General features: G+C 46.4%; 20 protein-coding genes and 1 other annotated feature. Of the genes, 14 read left to right on the forward strand and 6 right to left on the reverse strand.

Annotation, left to right across the window (positions count from 1 at the left end; all coding sequences use genetic code 11):
• Nucleotides 1–135: 135 nt before the first annotated feature.
• On the reverse strand, nt 136–1035 hold the full coding sequence (locus tag EKM92_RS04315) for a serine hydrolase (RefSeq protein ID WP_125708232.1): 900 nt from the start codon (nt 1033–1035) through the stop codon (nt 136–138).
• A gap of 198 nt (nt 1036–1233) precedes the next feature.
• Nucleotides 1234–1457 (forward strand) — a binding site (T-box leader).
• Nucleotides 1458–1509: 52 nt separating this feature from the next.
• On the opposite strand from EKM92_RS04315, the gene EKM92_RS04320 reads away from it, so the two are divergent.
• The 3 genes from EKM92_RS04320 (at nt 1510) to EKM92_RS04330 (ending at nt 4647) form a co-directional block, all read left to right on the forward strand.
• Nucleotides 1510–2217, forward strand: coding sequence for an isocitrate lyase/phosphoenolpyruvate mutase family protein (locus EKM92_RS04320; protein ID WP_164509894.1), 708 nt, complete (start codon nt 1510–1512; stop codon nt 2215–2217).
• A complete protein-coding gene (locus EKM92_RS04325) occupies nt 2217–3131 on the forward strand; it encodes an isocitrate lyase/PEP mutase family protein (protein ID WP_125708236.1) in 915 nt (304 codons plus the stop codon). The genes EKM92_RS04320 and EKM92_RS04325 overlap by 1 nt, the downstream gene beginning before the upstream one ends.
• A 634-nt stretch (nt 3132–3765) precedes the next feature.
• Nucleotides 3766–4647 carry a hypothetical protein gene (locus EKM92_RS04330; protein ID WP_125708238.1) on the forward strand — a complete coding sequence of 294 codons (882 nt, stop codon included), beginning with the start codon at nt 3766–3768 and terminating at the stop codon, nt 4645–4647.
• Nucleotides 4648–4778: 131 nt separating this feature from the next.
• Here the strand turns inward: EKM92_RS04330 and EKM92_RS04335 are convergent, their stop codons facing one another.
• The 4 genes from EKM92_RS04335 to EKM92_RS04350 all read right to left on the reverse strand — a co-directional run bounded on the left by EKM92_RS04335 (nt 4779) and on the right by EKM92_RS04350 (nt 9399).
• On the reverse strand, nt 4779–6104 hold the full coding sequence (locus EKM92_RS04335; RefSeq protein WP_125708240.1) for a M20/M25/M40 family metallo-hydrolase: 1326 nt from the start codon (nt 6102–6104) through the stop codon (nt 4779–4781).
• 15 nt (nt 6105–6119) lie between these two features.
• Nucleotides 6120–7739 (reverse strand): peptide ABC transporter substrate-binding protein, encoded by a 1620-nt coding sequence (locus EKM92_RS04340; protein WP_125708242.1) that lies wholly within the window; start codon nt 7737–7739, stop codon nt 6120–6122.
• A gap of 386 nt (nt 7740–8125) precedes the next feature.
• Nucleotides 8126–8476, reverse strand: a complete 351-nt coding sequence (locus EKM92_RS04345) for a VOC family protein (protein WP_125708244.1) — start codon at nt 8474–8476, stop codon at nt 8126–8128.
• Entirely contained in the window at nt 8473–9399 is a 927-nt protein-coding gene (locus EKM92_RS04350; RefSeq protein WP_125708246.1) for an EamA family transporter, read from the reverse strand. Before EKM92_RS04350 ends, EKM92_RS04345 begins: the two co-directional genes overlap by 4 nt.
• A gap of 126 nt (nt 9400–9525) precedes the next feature.
• Between EKM92_RS04350 and EKM92_RS04355 the strand changes: the two genes are divergently transcribed.
• The 4 genes from EKM92_RS04355 to EKM92_RS04370 all read left to right on the forward strand — a co-directional run bounded on the left by EKM92_RS04355 (nt 9526) and on the right by EKM92_RS04370 (nt 13387).
• Nucleotides 9526–9906, forward strand: coding sequence for a MerR family transcriptional regulator (locus EKM92_RS04355; protein ID WP_125708248.1), 381 nt, complete (start codon nt 9526–9528; stop codon nt 9904–9906).
• A complete protein-coding gene (locus EKM92_RS04360; protein ID WP_125708250.1) occupies nt 9906–11075 on the forward strand; it encodes a MalY/PatB family protein in 1170 nt (389 codons plus the stop codon). The genes EKM92_RS04355 and EKM92_RS04360 overlap by 1 nt, the downstream gene beginning before the upstream one ends.
• Nucleotides 11068–11925 (forward strand): DUF3737 family protein, encoded by an 858-nt coding sequence (locus tag EKM92_RS04365; protein ID WP_125708252.1) that lies wholly within the window; start codon nt 11068–11070, stop codon nt 11923–11925. The genes EKM92_RS04360 and EKM92_RS04365 overlap by 8 nt, the downstream gene beginning before the upstream one ends.
• A 271-nt stretch (nt 11926–12196) precedes the next feature.
• On the forward strand, nt 12197–13387 hold the full coding sequence (locus EKM92_RS04370) for an aminotransferase class I/II-fold pyridoxal phosphate-dependent enzyme (RefSeq protein ID WP_125708254.1): 1191 nt from the start codon (nt 12197–12199) through the stop codon (nt 13385–13387).
• A gap of 46 nt (nt 13388–13433) precedes the next feature.
• Here the strand turns inward: EKM92_RS04370 and EKM92_RS04375 are convergent, their stop codons facing one another.
• Complete coding sequence (locus EKM92_RS04375; protein WP_125708256.1) at nt 13434–13916, reverse strand: GyrI-like domain-containing protein; 483 nt, start codon at nt 13914–13916, stop codon at nt 13434–13436.
• Between the two features lie 78 nt (nt 13917–13994).
• On the opposite strand from EKM92_RS04375, the gene EKM92_RS04380 reads away from it, so the two are divergent.
• The 7 genes from EKM92_RS04380 (at nt 13995) to EKM92_RS04410 (ending at nt 20029) form a co-directional block, all read left to right on the forward strand.
• Complete coding sequence (locus EKM92_RS04380; protein WP_164509895.1) at nt 13995–14951, forward strand: helix-turn-helix transcriptional regulator; 957 nt, start codon at nt 13995–13997, stop codon at nt 14949–14951.
• A gap of 64 nt (nt 14952–15015) precedes the next feature.
• Nucleotides 15016–15711 carry a response regulator transcription factor gene (locus EKM92_RS04385; protein WP_125708260.1) on the forward strand — a complete coding sequence of 232 codons (696 nt, stop codon included), beginning with the start codon at nt 15016–15018 and terminating at the stop codon, nt 15709–15711.
• Nucleotides 15708–17057 (forward strand): HAMP domain-containing sensor histidine kinase, encoded by a 1350-nt coding sequence (locus tag EKM92_RS04390; protein WP_125708262.1) that lies wholly within the window; start codon nt 15708–15710, stop codon nt 17055–17057. Before EKM92_RS04385 ends, EKM92_RS04390 begins: the two co-directional genes overlap by 4 nt.
• A gap of 224 nt (nt 17058–17281) precedes the next feature.
• The gene (locus tag EKM92_RS04395) at nt 17282–17719 is read left to right on the forward strand and encodes a hypothetical protein (protein WP_125708264.1); all 438 of its coding nucleotides are present in this window, start codon (nt 17282–17284) and stop codon (nt 17717–17719) included.
• Between the two features lie 10 nt (nt 17720–17729).
• A complete protein-coding gene (locus EKM92_RS04400) occupies nt 17730–18389 on the forward strand; it encodes a VTT domain-containing protein (protein ID WP_125708267.1) in 660 nt (219 codons plus the stop codon).
• On the forward strand, nt 18379–19035 hold the full coding sequence (locus EKM92_RS04405; RefSeq protein ID WP_125708269.1) for a phosphatase PAP2 family protein: 657 nt from the start codon (nt 18379–18381) through the stop codon (nt 19033–19035). Before EKM92_RS04400 ends, EKM92_RS04405 begins: the two co-directional genes overlap by 11 nt.
• Nucleotide 19036: 1 nt before the next feature.
• Nucleotides 19037–20029 carry a glycosyltransferase family 2 protein gene (locus tag EKM92_RS04410; RefSeq protein ID WP_164509896.1) on the forward strand — a complete coding sequence of 331 codons (993 nt, stop codon included), beginning with the start codon at nt 19037–19039 and terminating at the stop codon, nt 20027–20029.
• The last annotated feature ends 3 nt before the right edge of the window (nt 20030–20032 follow it).

Here is a 20032-nt window from a genome sequence, read left to right on the forward strand (position 1 = left end):
TTACAAACAATATTGAATTCAAAATCACTGCGGCTTGGATTCGGGCGCGTTGATGAACTTTCAGTCGTTGTTCACCTTCCTGTGAGTCCCTACTATGACCACTTAAGTGCATCATACCCGCACTACTTACAAAAGTCAAGCGTCATATGCGAGTTTGATCACTTGTTTGGCAATCGTATTAATGCGAGAAAAATCTAACGTCGCTTGGTTGTGACCATGCGTCATAATCACTAAGATAAACCGCGCACCATTGGGCATGGTCACGATCGCTGCATCATTGTTGACATCATCTAAAAAACCAACTTTATCTTGAACCGTCGCCCCAGTACCGGCTGCTGCAGGGATCCCATCGCGATAAACTTGTTGACTCATATCACTGAGCAACCAGTTTTGGAGACTTCTATCACTAAACGCACCAGTACCGGCTTGTAAGCTGGTCAAAACAGACGCTAAGTTATTACTTGTGGTTTCAGCTGCGCGGTCATCGTCAAAGACGTTATTCCAACCTTGACTAGTCAAATACTGATTGATCGTGGCCGCACCATATTCCGAAAGGATGCTTTCTGAGAAATCATTGGCCGAGTTCACCACCATATTGTTGAAGCCAGTGGTAGTGGCATCAGTCCAAGTGTAATTGTGACTGAATAAATAAGCCGCAATAAATAACTTATAGGTGCTGGCAGATGTTTCCAGCGTGTCGCCATTCACTGACGCAGATAAACTGCCTGAATTATACACAGCATTTTGTGCAGCTGTTGATCCAGCTTTCGGCGTCAGATTCTTAAAGGTGACGCTGACGGTTTTGTCGGCGCCGACTTGATTCAAATAGGTTTGAATTTTCGTTTGAATCGCTGTGCGCTTCGCATCTGTGGTGCTCGAATTGCTTGAGCTTGTGGTAGTGCCGGTCGCATTAACGGTGGTATTGGTCGTTTGTCGGTCATGGCCGCTGACGACATGATGCACACCCCACACACCACTGGTCACTGCCAATAAGCCAACGCCCACTGCTAGCGTTCGTCGGATCAAATGTCTCATCAAAATTCCTGCTTTCACACTTCACTTACTCATTTAGTTTACGAAAATGATTGTAAAAACCCAAGCACAAATATTGAATATCTTGTGAACAAATCCAGAATTATACATGAATGACCGCGATCAACCAACAAACTTTCTGCAATTGAACAGTTGACAAGCTGTTGAAAAAGAATTAGGATATCGTTAAATTTAAATGAGTAAACAGCGATGACGAGCAAGAGTAAATCAATGCGAGCATTTCAGAGACGTTCTGGTTGGTGTAAAGAACGATGCCGCATGATTGAAAGTAAGCTTTAAGTGTCTGGTGCGATGAGTGCCAGTTGGATGCCACCATTATCAGGCCAACGGATAAGCCTCGCACTGTCTGCAAAGGCTACAATTGTAGCAAAATCAAGGTGGTACCGCGCACAAGCGCCCTTCGTTTCTCAACGAATGGCGCTTTTTGTTTACTCAAAAACTTTAGGAGGCAATCTCATGACTCACTTTTATCCCGCATTTGGCTCAGGCTTGACGTTACATCAATTACACGATTCATCAGCAACGGGTTTATTTCTCAGTGGTAGCTTAACTGCTGAAACCTTACTCGGCATTCGCGATGCTGGGCTGTTGGCGGCTAGTGAATATGCAGCGCACTTACGCCGCATGCGATTGCAAACCAATTTGCCTTTAATTGCCGACTTACAATCAGGTTTTGGCAATCCCATGAACACCTATTACACGGCACAAGAATTCGAACGCTCTGGGGCCAATATTTTATTGATCTCTGATCAAAAATCCCCGGCACATACCCAAGGGGCACCGGCGATTACCTCGGATGCTGACTTTTTAGGAAAAATCCATGCCGCCTTAGACGCCCGTGATAACCCGGACACCCAGATCTGGGGCTTGATGGAAAGCTTGCCAACCCAAGGCATCGAATCGGCTTGCGACAAGTTAAATTGGTTGGATCGATTGCCAATTTCAGCGATTGCAATTGCCCATTGGACCTTGCCACAATTACAGGCATTAGCCAACACGCCACATCACAAACCACTGATTGCAACTTGGCGCTTTGACACGCCATTGATTGATGGCATCGACGGTTGGCTAGATACCGGTTATTTGGAAGATCATGCCGCGTTAAATATCCGCGAGACGTTGAACACAATGCCGTTGACGGCAACTTCTAAGGAGGCTTTCTAATGACTAAAGCAGACTTGATGCGTCAAACTTTTAAAAACATGGTATTTTCTGATCAAATTATTCGCATGCTGGTTGCACCAGATGCCTTAGGCGCAAAAGTCGCGCAACACGCTGGTGCAGATGCGATTTTTGCTGCAGGTTATGCGACTTCTGCTGCAAACTTAGCAATGCCTGATCGCGGCTTGGCAGACTTTGGCGAAATGTTAGAAAAATGTCGTCAAATCGTCAATGCGACTACCGTTCCGGTATTTGCTGATGCCGACACCGGATATGGCGACCTTGCTAATGTTCGCCGAACGGTGCAATCTTATGAACAAATCGGCGCTGCTGGCTTATTTTTAGAAGATCAAACCTGGCCCAAGCGTTGTGGCCACATGGATAACAAATCTGTTGAACCAACGGAAGTCTTGGAAGCGAAGATTCGCACTGCCAAAGCCGCACGCAACCATGATGATTTCTTGATCATGTCTCGCACTGATGCCCGAGCAGTCTACGATCTTGACGAAGCCATCGCTCGTTCCAAGCGTTATCAAGCGGCTGGCGCTGATATGGTTTTCATCGAAGCACCACGTAATCTTGATGAACTGACTAAGATCCACGAAGCCTTCCCTGATACCCCACTGATGGCCAACATGATTGAAGGCGGCAAAACGCCGCTAACCGACACTGAAAAACTTCGCGATCTTGGTTTCCGCATTGTGGTTTATCCGACGGCGATGACTTATGCTCGCGCCTTCACCGACGAACAATTAGTTGAAACCTTAATTCAAACCGGTTCAACAAAATCTTATGAAGATCGCATGATTACCTTCGACAAATTCAATCGCTTCGTTGGTTTGGATCAAGTAAATGCACGTGAAGCCCAGTATGATGCGAAAAATATGCAAGCAGAACTGGCAACATTAAAAAGCTAAAAAGTTGACGAAAACGTTTGCACTTTTATCAAGGGTATGGTAACATGACATTCCAATTAAAAGTCCGTTGAACCCTTTTGATTGGGATATGGTCAAGGTTCTAATCCAAGCAAGGTAGTCGCGTAAGGTACACGCCTACGCCTTGTGGCAACAAAGCCGTCGTGGGGTCGTGGCGCGATGGTATGATTTCCGTGGGCCTAAGGACGGTGGCGTGCCGAAGAAAATTGTCACCCTTTAACTCCGACAACTTAAGTCACATGTTGTTGAGGCATCGACATTGGTATGTTGCGTTAAGTTGAAAGAAATGACCCAAGGCGGGCTCCAATTCTTTAACAAAGCGTACATCCATTATCCTGATCAACAACATGTGCAAAAACCCGGTCTCCACCCTGCGCCACCGTTTTACCCACAGTGAACTTGTGCTGTGGCAGTCAGAGAGCCCACGGGCTTAACAATGGTTGACTTTCGAGCAAACGAGCGCCAGCCTTCACAGACAACTCAAACACTTGATACAAGGGCATTTTAGGCACATTTTTAGCATTCTTGCTAAAGATGTGCCTTTTATGCGCAGTGGCTAAAAAGGGCTATTTTTTCCTTCTCGTGTTACGCTCAAGAAAAATGGAGGTGAAACAATTTGAAATTTCACGAATTTGCAAAAATGCCTTTTCCGGACACCGTATTGGCAGAGTTCTTACACATTGGCTTACCAACACTAAAGAAACTGCGTGATGACGTCCCTTTGAGTGCCAACACCTTGAAAAATATTGGGCATCGTTTGCAACTTAGCGATCCGGAGATCTTGACGCAACTCACAGCATTGGACGCCATTAAACGTGAGCCCCCAACGACACTTGATGTCACGAAACTCACAGTCCGTCCAAATCACCGCATGATTGATTTCGGCCCAGTCGCAGGCGACTTGTGCTGCAGTTGTCGCCTAGTTAAATCACATCAATTGATCGTGACACCAATCGTTGCCTCATCGCAACTTGAAAAGCGTGTCAACCACGCGTTATATCAGGATCACTGGCAAAAATACTCACCTTGCCCGTTAGCATCATTAACAGCTGACGATTTAGATCACTTGTTACGCTCGATTTTCCACAAACAACAACCACTCACCGTCATGATCGACCGTGAGTACTTTACGCATAATTTCGTTCCCTTTGTGAGTGCATTGCTCCCTTATTTACAAACTGGTTCGGTTGATCAAACTATGTCCGTTTTTTTCGATCGGGATGCCTTGCCAGGGGATTTTACAAGAGAATATCTTTTGAATCAGCGGGTAAATTTACAAAGATTTACGCAAGCTAGACAGTTCCCCTATTTACAAATGCACACGATTCTTCGCGACCAAAGCCTGACGATTCAAGCCGCACAGTTGGTTGCATTGGCAGTTCAGAAACTACCGCTTGAACGACTCAAGACGGACCATATTCGATTACTTTCAATTAATGAGGCACGCAAATCGCTTATCGTTAAACAGTATCTGGCATTTGAAAAACGCAGACATTAAAAAATCCCGACGAGTCGTCGGGATGGGGCAATTCGAACCGGGGGGAACGCTTTGCCAATGAGTGAGCAGAAATAAGGAAAGTGCATCACTCACCACATTCATTATACAAGTTCAGATGCCCTTTTGCACGATTAAAATGAATTCGCTGCCAACGCTGGTAACATCGCCTTCAGATAGTCAATAAATTGCAGATAATCAGCAACTGTCACATTTTCGTTGGGACCATGCGCTGCCGAATTGGCGTTGCTGATTCCAATAGAAATAATTGGGGCATGATTGACGGCATAAAAGTATGGCATTGGGCCAGAACCCGCAGAATTTAACACAACGCTGACACCTTCTGGGTAGTATTTGCGCGCCGCTGCCAGTGCAGCTTGAACCAGTGGATGATCGGGGTCACTACGAAAAGCGGGTTCGCCTAATAATCCTGAAATCTCAATATCTTCAAAGCCGTTGGCATCCAATGTTTGGCGCACCAATTTAATGGTATGTTCAACTGTTTGCCCAGGGACAATTCGAAAATCAAGTTTGGCCTCAGCGACATGCGGGAGGATCATTTTGCCAGTGCCTGCGCCTTCAAAACCACTGGACAAACCATTGATTGTGAAACTTGGCGTTGCCACTAGGGCAGCGGCCGGATCATTGGTGATTGCTGGCCGAGTCAAACCAGCATTTTTCGCATAGGCGGCATAATCAAATTCTGAATCAGCAACGATTTGCTGTTGGGTTGCAGTTAAAGGAATAATGTCATCATAAAAGCCTGGAATCGTGATGTCACCATCACGATTTTTCAATGTGGCCAAGGCTTGGACCAAATGCCATGCAGGGTTTTCGGTGATAGCGCCAAGGCTTGAATGTAAATCATGATCAGCGTTGCGCGCCGTCAACTGAAACGCGACGCCACCTTTGACGCCTAACGAGAACTTCAATTGGCCTTGTTCATCTTTACCGCCTGATTCCCACAAGCAAAAGTCGGCACTGAGCAAGTCGGCATATTTGTTCAGCAACACTTCCAAATGAGGACTGCCTTGTTCTTCGGCGCCTTCAACTAAAAACTTCACATTCACGGGCAACTCACCAGCTTGGCGCAAGTCTTCGATGGCAGCCAGTCGAGCCGCTAACTCCCCTTTGTCATCATTGATACCGCGCGCAAACAATTTACCATCGTGTTCTGTCAAAGTGAACGGATCACTGTTCCAAAGATTCAGCGGTTCAGCTGGTTGCACATCGTAATGGTTGTAGAACAACACCGTCACATCGCTCGGAAGTTGCGCCGGAATTTCGGCATACACTGCAGGATTCGTCACGTCAGTGGTCAAAATCTGAACGTTTTGCGCGCCAATTGACGCAAAGTGATCACGTAAAAATTCTGCGGTTGCTTGAATATCATTGTGTTCATGTAAGGATACTGATTGAAAACTGAGATACTGCTTCAAAAATTCAACTTGTGGTAACATGTCAGACTCCTTTGGTTAGTTCTTGTAATAAGCATTCTTGTAATAGGTATCAGCAAACAAGGTGTAATGGATGCCGCCGACTTTGCGATTGATCAAGCGATCATTCGCACTTTGGAAAACGGGAATGTAGCCGGCAACATTGACAACCCGAGCATTGGCAGCTTGTTCTTGAGTCAAACGTTGCGCCGCTGTTTGGTTGGTGGTGGTATCCACGGTCTTCATTAATGCTGTATATTTCGCATCTTTGAACTTAGAGAAATTTGAAATATTGGTTTCAGTAGCGGTATCCAAGTAGTCAGAGGCATCTTGGATATTGGAGTTCCAGCTCATCAATACGGCATCGAAATCACCATCGAGTGAACGTTGGATCCGAGTTTGCTTAGGCACGCTGGTCACGGTGACAGTAAGCTGTGGCAATACTTTTGCTAATTGGCCTTGGACATATTCACCGACTTGTTTGTCGACTTCGTTATCCGCAGTTAACAAGGTGAAGTCGATTTTAGACTTACCAATTTCTTTCAAGGCTTTTTTGAGGTAAACCTTGGCTTTGGCTGGGTCATAAGTGATGGCTTGGGTGGTTTCAGCAGTGAAGTCTTTGCCAGTCGCAGGATCTGTGACTAACCCTTTAGGGGCAAAGGCTTTGGCAGGTTGAGAACCATCTTGAAGCACTTTTTTGGTGAGTTGTTGGCGATTCAACGCATAAGAGACAGCACGGCGCAGATCAACATTGTTAAGGTCTTTGCGTTTGGTGTTGAATTGCAAATAGTTCATATTTGCGGCTGGCGTCTTTTCCAGGGCTTTGTTGTGCAAATTCTTAACAATCATCGCACCAGAGATCGGTGCATCATCGAGTTTACCTGATGCAAACAAGTTATTAGCTGTTGCTGCATCTTTTACCACGCGGACATGGACATCATCAATTTTGACATGTTTGGCGTCAAAGTAATGCGGATCTTTGACATAATCCCATTCGTCCCCAGTACCGTCGTAGTTCTTCAAACGATAGGCGCCGTTTGATACCGTGGTTTTGGCGGTAGTACCAAATTTGTCGCCGTACTTTTCAACCGCACGCTTAGACGTTGGATAGTATTCTGTCAGTTGAGAATCGTAGTAAGGTACGGGTTGTGATAATTCGATCTTTAACGTGTATTTATCCGGTGCTGAGATACCTAGTTTGGTGCTGTCCATCTTGCCATCCAAAATGGCTTGATAGTTTTTGATATTTTCAAATTTATACGCAAATTCAGTTTTCGTTTTCGGATCAACAATCCGTTGAATCGAATACACAAAATCCTGAGCCGTGACATGATCACCGTTAGAGAAATAGTTATCATGACGTAGCGGAATCGTGTAAGTTAACCCACCGTTAGTTGGCTTAACCACTTTAGTTGCCATCGCGGGAATGATTTTCCCAGATGCGGACCGCGTGTAAATGGCCGTCATGATCTGAGACATCATGTTGCCAGACACATTATCAACTGAGTGTGCCGGATCAAGTGAGCTTGGTTCTGTCGAAACGGCAACGTTTAAGACGCGACTTTTGGAAGCCGCTTGTGGCTTTTGAACATAATGGTGAATGGCGAGCCCGCCGCCGATTACTGCTACGATTCCGATCGCTAATACTGACTTTTTCATATGGTGATACCCCTTTTTCGTGATACGAAAAAACCGCCCATAACAAACAATGTTGTTAAGGACGGTTTCCCGCGGTGCCACCTTAATTCGACCTCAAAGAAAAAACATGCCTAGCAGAATAAACTCCTGCTAGGCGCTTTGCTTTTTCAGTGAAATCACTCTTAGCCAAGCGCCAACACGCTTGCGACAACTGACGTATGCCAACACGTTTCCCCGTACTCAAATTTCGGAGGAACCCTCGGTGGTCCATTTAACTGCCTGCGTTCGACGACACTCCCAGCACCGGTCGCTCTCTGTGCGCGCACAACAATCTTGATCTCCACCTCATCGGTTTGTATGAACGGTTATTCGATTGACTATTATGCTATAACGAAAATTTGCTGACGTCAACCCTCACCGATCGCAAAATAATGGCCATCAGGATCTGGAAAGCCAAAAGCTCGCGTTCCAGCGTCGTCAACGATTGGCGTGGCGCCTTTGATGCGAGCATGCGCGGCCTCAAGATCTGAGACAAAAAACATTAACGACGGTTGATTATCCGCGACTTCTGGAGAGAATTCCTGCACAAAGGCATTGCTGAATAATGCTAGCTCAGTAGTATCGTCAACGGACAATACATTTGCAAAATTATTCTTAGGAAGTTGAATCGTGTTCACTAACGTCGCATTCAACGTTTGTTCCCAAAATTTGGTTAACTTTTCAACATCCGACACATATAACATGATCCGAGTTTTCATTTACGCCCTCCTAAAACATGCTTTTGTGGAATCGCCTGCAACACTGTCGTCAACAAAATCAATACCCCACCGATCACTTCCGGCAGCGATAAATGCGTGCCTAACACCCCAACTGCCACCACCGTTGCAGTCAGCGGTTCAAAAGCGCTGAGCATACCAGTAGCGCTAGGATCGATATACGCTAACGACTTTAAATATAACAAATACGCAATCGCGGTACCACCCACGATGATAAAAATAATGCCAAACCAATTGTTCAACGTTAAGTGCGCCGGTGTCGCCAAAACTACCCGCGGTAAAAAGACTAACGAACCAATGATCATCGCCCAACCGACAACCAACCGTTCGTCAAATTGTTTCAATAACGGCCGTGGTAATAAGGTATAACTGGCTTGACTAACGCCTGCCAACACTCCCCAAATCACAGCAGGAAATGACAAAGCCAGGCTGGTAAGTCGACCTTGTGTCACCAATAAAAAGGTCCCTAATAAGGCTAAGGCAATCGAAAACATGTCCACTCGTCGTGGCAACTGACGATTTGCGGCGGCCAAATAAACGATAATAAATAACGGTCCGAGAAATTGAAGAACTGTCGCAGTTGCGGCATTACCATAACTGATGGCCATAAAATAAGTCGCTTGTGATGGCATCATCCCCAACAAGCCAAATATGACTAGCCGCCAGCCACGACCAGCTTTAAAAATTGACCATAGCGATTGATGCGTGTCAAAAGCAAACCATCCTAACAGCAAAACTCCGGCAGACAATAAGCGCACCCCGACCAACCAAGTGGGCGAAACATGCGCGGAAGCAAATAAATACTGGGCGACGGATCCAGAAATCCCCCAAAGCATTGTCCCAAAGATGGCATAACAAATACCGCGAGGCTTTTGTGATCGCGTCACAGACTCTGAAAGTTGCATAACGATTATCTCTTTCTATCTTTTATCACAATAGTTATTCATTATAAGCGCCGTTTTCCCCAAACTCAATTTAATTGTTGCCTTAAAGTCTACTCCAAGGTTTATCATGATCATGAGGTGATTTTGATGAATATTAAAGAAGTTTCCACCAAACTCGACATTCCTGCAGATACCTTACGTTATTGGGAGCGCGTCGGTGTGATCCCGCCGGTAACTCGCGCGACATCTGGGTATCGTGATTACCAACCTGAAGACTTAAACGCCTGCAACTTTGCCAAGTGTATGCGCGAAGCTGGGGTTTCAATTGAAACCTTGATCGAGTACATCGATTTATTGCAGCAGGGTGACGACACCACTGAAACTCGAAAAGCCTTGTTACAAGAACAGTTAAAAACGATCGCTGCCAAACGTGATGCAGTGCAAGCTACTTATGATAAACTCCAACAAAAAATTGCTCACTATGGCACTCACACTGTGACCCCTTTTGCATACAAGGAGGAGAAGTAATGTTTGATTTTACGACTGTGCCCAACCGTCGAGGTGGCGATTCGATCAAATGGTCTGGTCCTGCTGATCAATTACCGATGTGGATCGCAGACATGGATTTTCAAACTGCTCCCGCAGTTATCGAAGCCTTACAACAAAAAGTCGCCACTGGTATTTTCGGCTACGAAGAACCTCCTCGCGAATATTTCCAAGCCGTCAGCGACTGGTATGAAACGCGTCACCACGTTGCTATTCCTTTGGACTGGCAATTATTTGCAACTGGCGTGATCCCAGCGTTGAGTGCCTCTATTCGTCGTGTGACCAATGCCGGTGACAATGTTGTGGTGCAGACGCCGGTATACAACATGTTCTTCAATTCTATCGAAAATGCTGGCCGCCATGTCTTGCCCGCTGAGCTCGCCTATGATCACGCCACGCAGACTTACCACATCGATTGGGCTGTGTTGGAAACTGCGTTAGCAAAACCTTTGACCACTGCCATGGTGCTATGCAATCCGCACAACCCGATCGGTCAAATTTGGACGTTAGAAGAACTTACACACATCGCAGAACTGTGCAATCAATACGGGGTAACGTTAATTGCTGATGAAATTCATGGGGATTTAACCTTGGATCATCATGAATACACCCCGACGTTTACGTTGCCTGCTGACTTACGCCAACACCTCATCACCTTAGTTTCCCCAAGCAAAGCCTTCAACCTCGCGGCGATCCACGCAGCCACTGTGATAGTCTCAAATTCAACGTTACGCGCAAATATCGCCCGAGGCCTTGGTGTTTATGAAGTCAATGAGCCCAACTTAACAGCAATTCCCGCTAGCATCGCAGCATACACCAAAGGCGCTGAGTGGTTTGATGCCTTGCGCCAACAACTCAATGCGAATCTGGAAACTGTTCAACAATTTGATTTAGGCGATGCTATCGTGACGCCTGCCACTGCCACTTATCTATTATGGATAGACATTTCTGCCTACACCCATGACAGTACCAAACTCGCTACTTTTCTGGAAACTCACATCGGTTTGAAACTCAACGCAGGTTCAGATTATCGCGGGAATGGTCATGATTTTCTCAGATTGAATATCGCTTGTCCCCCAACTTTATTGCAGGAAGGTTTAAATCGCCTGCAACAAGGCCTCAATTTATACCGAAAGGAATTTAATGACTAACTACGATCAACAATATTTCACCGGTGAACGCGCATTATTTCAAGCACATGATGCGCAAATCGCCAACTCGACTTTTGCAGCTGGGGAATCGCCTTTAAAAGAAGCTCGAAACATTACCCTTAACAACAGTATTTTTAAATATAAGTATCCTTTGTGGTACGCCAAACACGTTACTGTGAACGATTCAATTTTAGAAACCATGAGCCGTAGCGGCATTTGGTACACTGACGATATTTCACTGACTGACACCACTGTGCAAGCACCGAAAGAATTTCGCCGGAGCCATCACATTAAACTCGATCATGTGCATTTTGCCGATGCGGAAGAAACCCTTTGGCAATGCGATGATATTCACATCGATCACGTCGACGCCACTGGCGATTACTTTGGGATGAACAGCTCAAACATCTCCATCGATCACCTTAACTTAGTCGGCAACTATGCCTTTGATGGTGGCAAAAACATTGAAGTCCACAATTCTACTTTCGTCACCAAAGACGCCTTTTGGAACTGCGAAAATGTCACCATTTATGATTCCACGATCAATGGCGAATACTTAGCTTGGAACACCAAAAATCTCACCTTGATCAACTGCACCATCGAATCAGATCAAGGATTGTGTTACATTGACGGCTTGAAAATGATCAATTGTAAACTCTTGCGGACCGACCTCGCCTTCGAGTATTGCAAAAACATCGATGCAGATATTCACAGTCACATCGATTCTGTCAAAAACCCGATTTCAGGGCAGATCACTGCTGATTCGATTGGTGAAGTGATTCAAGATGATGATCAAATCGACACCACAAAAGTCGCCGTTCATACTCGTTTGCAGGCCCAAGCATCATAGCTTGTCCTTGACAAGATTAGAAAACCGTTGTAAGTTAATGGCAATTACAAGTTAAGGAAGTTATCTTATGACACATAGTTTGACCACATCACCACGATTTTTCTCCCGGTATTTCGGATAGTCATCCGATACGCCCGGGAAATTTTGTGGCGCGCGGATGACTGAAGCATCCGCGAGTCAGGCTGATATCACTTTTTTGAAAGTGAACCCGACACCGGATGCAAATGCGTCTGGTGTCTTTTTTAACGGTAAAAGAAAGAAGGAAGCTTCAATGCCCAAAACCAAACCAGGTTTACTGAAAGATCTCAAACATACATATGACGGCCTCGGTGCCAACCCAATTCGGGTGTTTGATGCCGAAGCTAGCAAAATTGAAGGCGTCGTCAAGTTATCTCTCGGTGAACCTGACTTCAACGTCCCAGAACATATCAAACAAGCAGCGATTGATTCAATTAACAACGACGAATCCCACTATGCACCAACACCAGGATGGCCTGCCTTTCGACAAGCTGTTGTCCATTTTCTCAAAGATCGCTACGACTTAGATTATGATGCTAACACAGAAGTGACAGTGACCGTCGGCGCGACTGAAGCCTTACATTCTTGTTTGGATATTGCATTGAACCCTGGTGACAAGATCTTGATGCCGAGTCCAACCTTCTCCTTATATGATCAACTCGTTCGCATCAACGGCGCAGAACCCGTGTACATGAACACTGAAAGTACCGGTTTTGTGCTGACGCCTGAACAATTGCAACAAGCCATTGATGAGGTCCACCCAAAGGCGATTTTGTTGAACTTCCCTTCTAATCCGACTGGTGTCACTTACAGCAAAGCACAAGTTGAAGCGTTAGCTGCGGTGATCGCCAAAACCGACTTGATCGTGATTTCTGATGAAATTTACTCTGAACTCACTTACGGTTCAACGCATTATTCTTTTGCTAAAGCCTTGCCAGAACAAACGTTGCTGATCAATGGTGTTTCCAAGTCACACGCGATGACTGGCTGGCGGATCGGCTTTGTCGCTGGTCCTGCTGACTTGATGAAAAAAGTGATTTTGGCTCATGCCTTTAACGTCACTTGCCCATCAAATCCAGCTATGGCCGGTGCGATTGAAGCCTTATCCACTGAAGCTGGTCGTGAAGATTCATTGGCGATGAAAGCCGAATACATCAAGCGGCGTGACTTTGTGGTGAATGCCATGACTAAAATGGGCTTCGGGGTACCAAATCCTAACGGTGCATTCTACGTCTTTGCCAAGATTCCTGCAGGCTACATTCAAGATGGCAATGATTTTTGTTATGACTTGCTTCACAAAAACAAACTGGCACTGATTGCTGGTAACGGCTTCGGCCCTGGTGGTGAACATTATGTTCGCTTGAGCTATGCCGCTTCAATGGCTGACTTACAAGAAGCAATGAAACGCCTGCAAGCTTACATTGACGAAAACAAACCGGCTTAGTACAAAAAATTCCTGACTACGCGTCAGGAATTTTTTTGTATTCAAGTTAGTGTTTTTGCACAGGGATCCACATTTCACCAGTCACATCGCCATCAACGTCACTGAGCACTACGGCAGCATTAGGACCACCAACATAAGCATAATCTCCGATCTCGCCGAGGGCTTTGCCGAATGCTTCTCCTTCTAACATCCCAAACAATTGACCAGCCGTTGCCGCAGAGCCTGTGACCACCAGATATTGAGACTCTGGGAAACTAATTGCACGGGCATTTGCCGGCGCTTCAGCATCAGACGCCACCCCAGCGTAATACCACATTTCGTTTTGGTAGGCTTCATTCACTGCAAACAAATGCGAATCTGGTGCCATATCCGTCAATTGCTTTAAGCGACCGTCAGCGGTCACTGCTTCCCACAAAGCTTGTTTTTGACGGGTAATTTGAGCAAATTTATCGGCGCCTTCACCATATTGCACGGTGCGGCCAAAGCCTAAGATCGTAAAAGCAGTTTTGTGTTCGATTGAATAAGTCATGTTTTAGTTCTCCTTCTTGGTTGATGAGCCTATAATAAAAGCCAAATGTATCAAAAGTTGACACCTTTGGGAGAAATCATGCAAAAAAGTTTGCGGATCCAAACTGAGATGCGCTACATCAATAATCGCGAGCGGTTCAACATTAAAGACTTACAAATGGAATTTGAAATTTCTCGTGCTACCGCCATCCGTGATCTCGATGAAATTCAAACCTTAGGCCTGCCACTGACCAGTCAACCAGGACACAACGGCGGCTATGCTGTCTTACGTAATCAAACGTTGATACAAGTGCAATTCAATCAAACAGAGCTCGCGGCATTGTTTACGGCATTTTTAGCGACGACCAACGCCCAACTCCCATTTCTCAAAAGCCGCCAAGCCATCGTTGAGAAGCTTTTGGCGATTGTCTCACCTGAACAAAAACAACAATTACTCGCGCTGCGGCAGATCTTAGTATTTGAAAATACCAATCCTGACGATCCTGACTTACTCGAACTCACTGATCATGCGCCTGATCAACTTGGCCCACTGATTGCCTTGGCGACGCAAACCAAAGCCTTACAATTCACTTACACCAAAGTCAACGGTGAACAAACCACTCGAAAAGTCTGGCTCAATCACATTTATCAACGGATGGCGACGTGGTACTTCGACGGCATGGATATCGACAAACACGCCACCCGGCTATTTCGCGTCGATCGCATCGCCGAGCTGTCAGCAGGGGATTTCAAGGCCCTGACGGAAGCGACGATCAAAGCTTGGCAATCACAGGCAACACCCCCGAATGTCGATTTACAACTCGATGCAGAAGCGATTTCTCGCTTTCGGCGTTATCATCAACCAGGACGCAGTTTACAATTTTTGGATCCGTTTCAACAATCGGCGCGGTTGATCGATCATTTGAATGATCAAGACCCCAAAGCTTGTGCCATGTATGCAGATTGGCTGTTAAGTTTAGGCACTGGGGTACAAGTTAAGCAGTTACCACAAGCGGTCACTGACCAAATCAAAGTGCGACTACAAGCGTGGCAATAAATTTTTCTTATGATGCCGCCCAAGATTTTGGCATTGCGCTATCATGGATTGAGGAGGAGACCTCATGCAAAAGACCTTATTATTAGTCGAAGATGAACCAGGTTTGGCAGATTCCTTACAAACTGAATTTCAATTAGAAGATTTCAACGTGATTTGGGCCGCAGACGGTGAAGCCGCTTTGCAACAATTCACTGACCATCAAGACCAAATCAATGTAATCATTTTAGATTGGATGTTGCCCAAACTCGATGGCTTTTCCGTCTTACGCCGTATCAGAAAACACAGCCAAGTGCCGATCATTATGCTAACGGCGCGTGATTATATCGGCGATAAAGTCGCCGGGCTGACCGGTGGTGCTGATGATTACATGACCAAGCCATTTGAAATGGAAGAATTGATTGCCCGCGTTGAAGTTGCCTTACGTCACAGTCAACCACTGACGCAAGCAGCATCGAGTTTACAAGTCGCGGACTTACAAGTCGATTTGGATACCAAACGCGTCACCCGCAACGGTCAAATCATCACCTTAACGCAGCGCGAATTTGAATTGTTAGTCGCCTTGCTTCAAAACCAAGACCAACCTTGTTCGCGCGATGATTTGCTCAACACAGTGTGGGGCGTGGATTTTGACGGCCAGCCGAATATTTTAGATGTTTACATTAAAAACCTCCGCACCAAAGTCGATCAAGGGACGCCAAAGCTGATCCATACTGTCCGCGGTGTGGGTTACATGTTATCTGATGCGGTGGCCAGTCGATGAAAAAAAATCAATCCAGCGCTGCCATCATGTGGCGGCAGTTGATGACAATGATCACAGTGCTGACGTTAGCATTGACCGCAGTGATTTTGATCGCTGTGTCCCACCAGATCCTCAAGCAAACACAAAGCGAATCTGATCATGTCATTGCCAGCTTAAAAAATGCCATCATTGACGATGACGACGATTGGGAAAATTGGCGGAAAAATTCGACTTTGGATACGTCGACTAGCTATGTGTATGTCCGCAATGCCCGCGCAGACGCCAAAGTCAAACATTACTATTCCCCGAATGCAGATGATTTGTTGTCGATCGACCCGGTGGCCATTCCGATCAACAAGCATCTCTATTATCGCCCACACTTCGGCCTCCTGTTTCGTCGCACCGGCCATGCACGTGGCATCTATTACACGTTATGGTTGAGCATGGATAGTTCGGTGAAAATCTTACTGCGCGTTGTCGAAGCCACGGTGATGTTGTTGGTGATCACCTTGTTTATCGCGCCGTTTTACATTCGCCGGCTCACGCAACGGTTGACTGATCCGCTGACGACGCTTTCTAACAGCACTAAAAAATTAGCCTCTGGCACTGGCGAAGATTTATTGCCGGTACCCAAAACCCCTACGGAAGTCGGCGAGCTAGCGACTGATTTCAATCACCTGCTGACGGAATTGCATGATCGCCAGGAACAGCAAAAAACCTTCATCCTCAATGCTGCTCATGAATTACGCACCCCGATCGCCACCATTCGCAGTCACTCGCAACTGATCGAACGCCGCGGTAAGGACCATCCTGAAGTGATCCCCAAATCTGTCGCCTACATCACGCAAGAATCTCGGCAAATGGAACAACTAGTTGAAGAGTTGCTGGCGTTGACCCGAGCTGATCGATTGACGGTTGACCTCCATGCGGTTGACTTGACGAAACTAATGCACGACCTGACGCAAAAACTCCAAAACACGATCCCGCAAAGCTTAGCTGTAACTATTGCAGACGACGTTCAAATCAATGCCGATGAATCAGCTTTGGAGCAAATTATCGACAACCTCGTTGCTAACGCTTCTAAATATTCACCAAAAGATTCACCGATTGCCGTCACTTTAGGCGTTGCTGACGATCAAGCACTGATCACCGTCGCTGATGGCGGCAGTGGTATCAGCGCTGCTGACAAGCCGCATGTCTTTGAACGCTTTTATCGCTCAGCTGACGTCCGCGGTACTGTTACTGGCACTGGGTTAGGGTTAGCGATCGCCGCCCAGCTCGCCGAACGGTTCCATGGCCGCTTTGAAATTGCCGATAACGAACCCACTGGCACCATCATGCGTTTGTATTTACCAATATTATCTTGACCGACTAAGCGCCTCAGCAAATGCTGAGGCGCTTTTTTGGTGCAAATAAATATTTTTTTGAACCGATTAATCACGACTTTCTGAAAAAAATTCAGAATTGGGCCCCACCACCATCGCAACGACTGACGGTTTCTGAAAATTACTCAGTTCCTGTTTAGATGACATTAGTGTTACAAAGATTGGCGCCATCATATACTAACGATGTTGATGAAGGAGGTCTGCTCATGCGCCTACGAACCCATCCGATATTTGGATTACAACTGCTGGTCGTGGCGATGATCGGCACTTTCGCTTCTGAACTGCTAGCCAATGATATTAGTGCTTTAGCCGTCACAATTTTCACATTGCCATTGTTGCTCGGCGTCCCTGCTGGCGGCAGCCATCATGCTAACGGTGCTGCGTTGATCACCATGGTCATCGGCGTGATCACCAGTTTATGGTTGGTGGGTCACGTGGTCGCTATGGGCCTCATGCTACTTGCCACCATATTAGCTTTTGTCGCCTTTCGCCGTAGCAATGCGACCACTGCTTTAGTTGTGGCGATCGGTGTGGCACTGGGCACAACATTATTTCCCCATTTGGTGATGAACACTTGGCTGGTGCTACTGATTTACTGCCTGTTCATCATCGGTTGTCATTTGATCGCGAAAACATCCAATTAAGGAGTCGCTTATGTCTATCTTATTACTCACGACCTTGATCCCCAATCTCTCGCAATTATTACCAGCTTTGATCAGTCAATGGGGCGCTTTGATCTACATCGGTTTGTTTTTGGTGATCTTCATCGAAACTGGTGTCGTGATCTTACCGTTTCTGCCAGGGGATTCTTTATTATTCCTCTGCGGGTCACTTGCAGCTCTTGCAAACGGCGGCCTCAACATTTGGATCTTGTGGGGTTTGCTGATCGTCGCGGCTTTCGTCGGCGATTCGCTGAATTTTGAAATTGGTGAACACTTCGGCGGTTGGCTGACGCAAAATCAAAAACTCCAACGCTTCATTAAACCTGAATATCTCGATCGTTCCGCCAAATTTTTTGAAAAACATGGCAAAGCCGCGATTTTCTTAGGTCGGTTCATGCCGATTATTCGCACCTTCATCCCCTTCACTGCTGGGATTTCCAAAATGCATTACCGCAGCTTCGTCTTTTACAACTTATTAGGCGGCATCGCTTGGGTGACCATCGCTTTAGGGGCAGGCTTTTTCTTCGGGAATGTCGCCATTGTCAAAGCGCATTTTGAACTGATCATGATCGCCATTATCATCATTTCCTTGTTCCCTGCTGCCATTATGGCATTACGCAACAAAAAAGGAGGCCGCGTCGATGTCGACTAAAACTTCACGGTTGCTAGGGACCTTCAGCTTAGCCGGCTTTGCCACGTTAATGATCGGCGTGATGACGCATGCCGCTTGGCTGAGTCAACTCGATCGCCAACTGTTTAAGCTCACGGCTGCAAAAACGCCGATCAATACCGCGTTTTACAAACTGATCGCCCAACTCGGCAGTCCCTTGATCGCAATTTTACTAACTTGTGCGTTAGGTCTTTGGGTATTTTTCAAAGTCAATCCCACCACCGGCGTCTTCATTGTGTTCAGTCAATTTCTCGGCTCTGCCATTGCAGAAGGCTTCAAGTTGATCGTCCAACGCGCAAGGCCGACGCAACAGTTAGTCGCAGACACTGGTTATTCATTTCCCAGTGGGCACACCTTTTGTACCGCGATATTAGTCGCCTCTGTATTGTTAGTCCTGCTACCTCACCTGCATGATCCTGAACAACAGCTAGTCGCTGTGATCATCGGTTTGTTGTGGATCGCATTGGTTGCGATCTCCCGCGTTTACTTGCGCGACCACTTCGGCACTGACGTCATCGCCTCTGCCACATTAGCAGGTGGTTTCTGGGGTTGGTTGATCCCACTGCGCCGCAAACTTGAAAATATGCTGGAACCTTTAATTCCCCAATCCTTGAAAGGAAGTCATTAACATGCAAAAACTTACCATTGTTGTGCCGGCTTTTAATGAAGAAGAAGTGTTGACGAGCTCAATCGAGCGGCTGCTTGCCATTGAAAATCGCGTGATCGCAAAGCACGTCTTAGATCAAGCTTCTGATATTTTGATCGTCGATGACGGCTCCAAAGACAAAACTTGGGCTGAAATCGAACAACTTCATCAAAAACACACTCGCGTTTGCGGCTTGAAGTTCTCCCGCAACTTCGGTCATCAAAATGCCCTGATCGCCGGCCTCACTGAAGCAGTGCGGACTGCTGACATGATGATCACCATTGATGCCGACTTACAAGATGATCCTGACAAAATCGAAGACATGGTCGCCCAATACCTCGCTGGTGCTGACATTGTGTATGGCGTCCGCAACAATCGCGAAACTGACACTTGGTTTAAGCGGACGACGGCACAAGGCTACTACAAGTTCTTAGGGATGCTGGGCGTGAACTTGATCCCCAACCACGCAGACTTTCGCTTAATGTCAAAGCGTGCCGTGAACACCTTCTTAGAATATAAAGAACGCAATGTCTTTATTCGTGGCTTAGTGCCAAAGCTCGGTTATCCAAGTGCTGAAGTTTACTACAAGCGTACGCCACGGATGGCTGGTGAATCCAAATATCCGCTGAAGAAAATGTTGGCTTTTGCTTGGGATGGCATTACCAGTTTAACGATTGCCCCAGTGCGGTTGATCTTGATTTTAGGGGCGCTATCGATGGTGGTTGCCGCTGGGATGTCAGTATACACGCTGGCGGTGCACTTGTTGGGCCTGACTGTTCGCGGTTGGTCGAGTTTGATGATCTCCTTGTGGTTCATGGGTGGTTTGCAAATGGTATCGCTAGGTGTGATTGGCGAATATATCGGGAAAATGACCAATGAAGTCAAGCACCGTCCGCGCTACACCGTGCAATCTCGCATCGGTGAATACAACGCCAACACCTACTCCTTCAAAACCAAAATGGACCAAGCCTCATAATTT

It is taken from the genome of Lacticaseibacillus porcinae (assembly GCF_003946305.1).
Lineage (GTDB): Bacteria > Bacillota > Bacilli > Lactobacillales > Lactobacillaceae > Lacticaseibacillus > Lacticaseibacillus porcinae.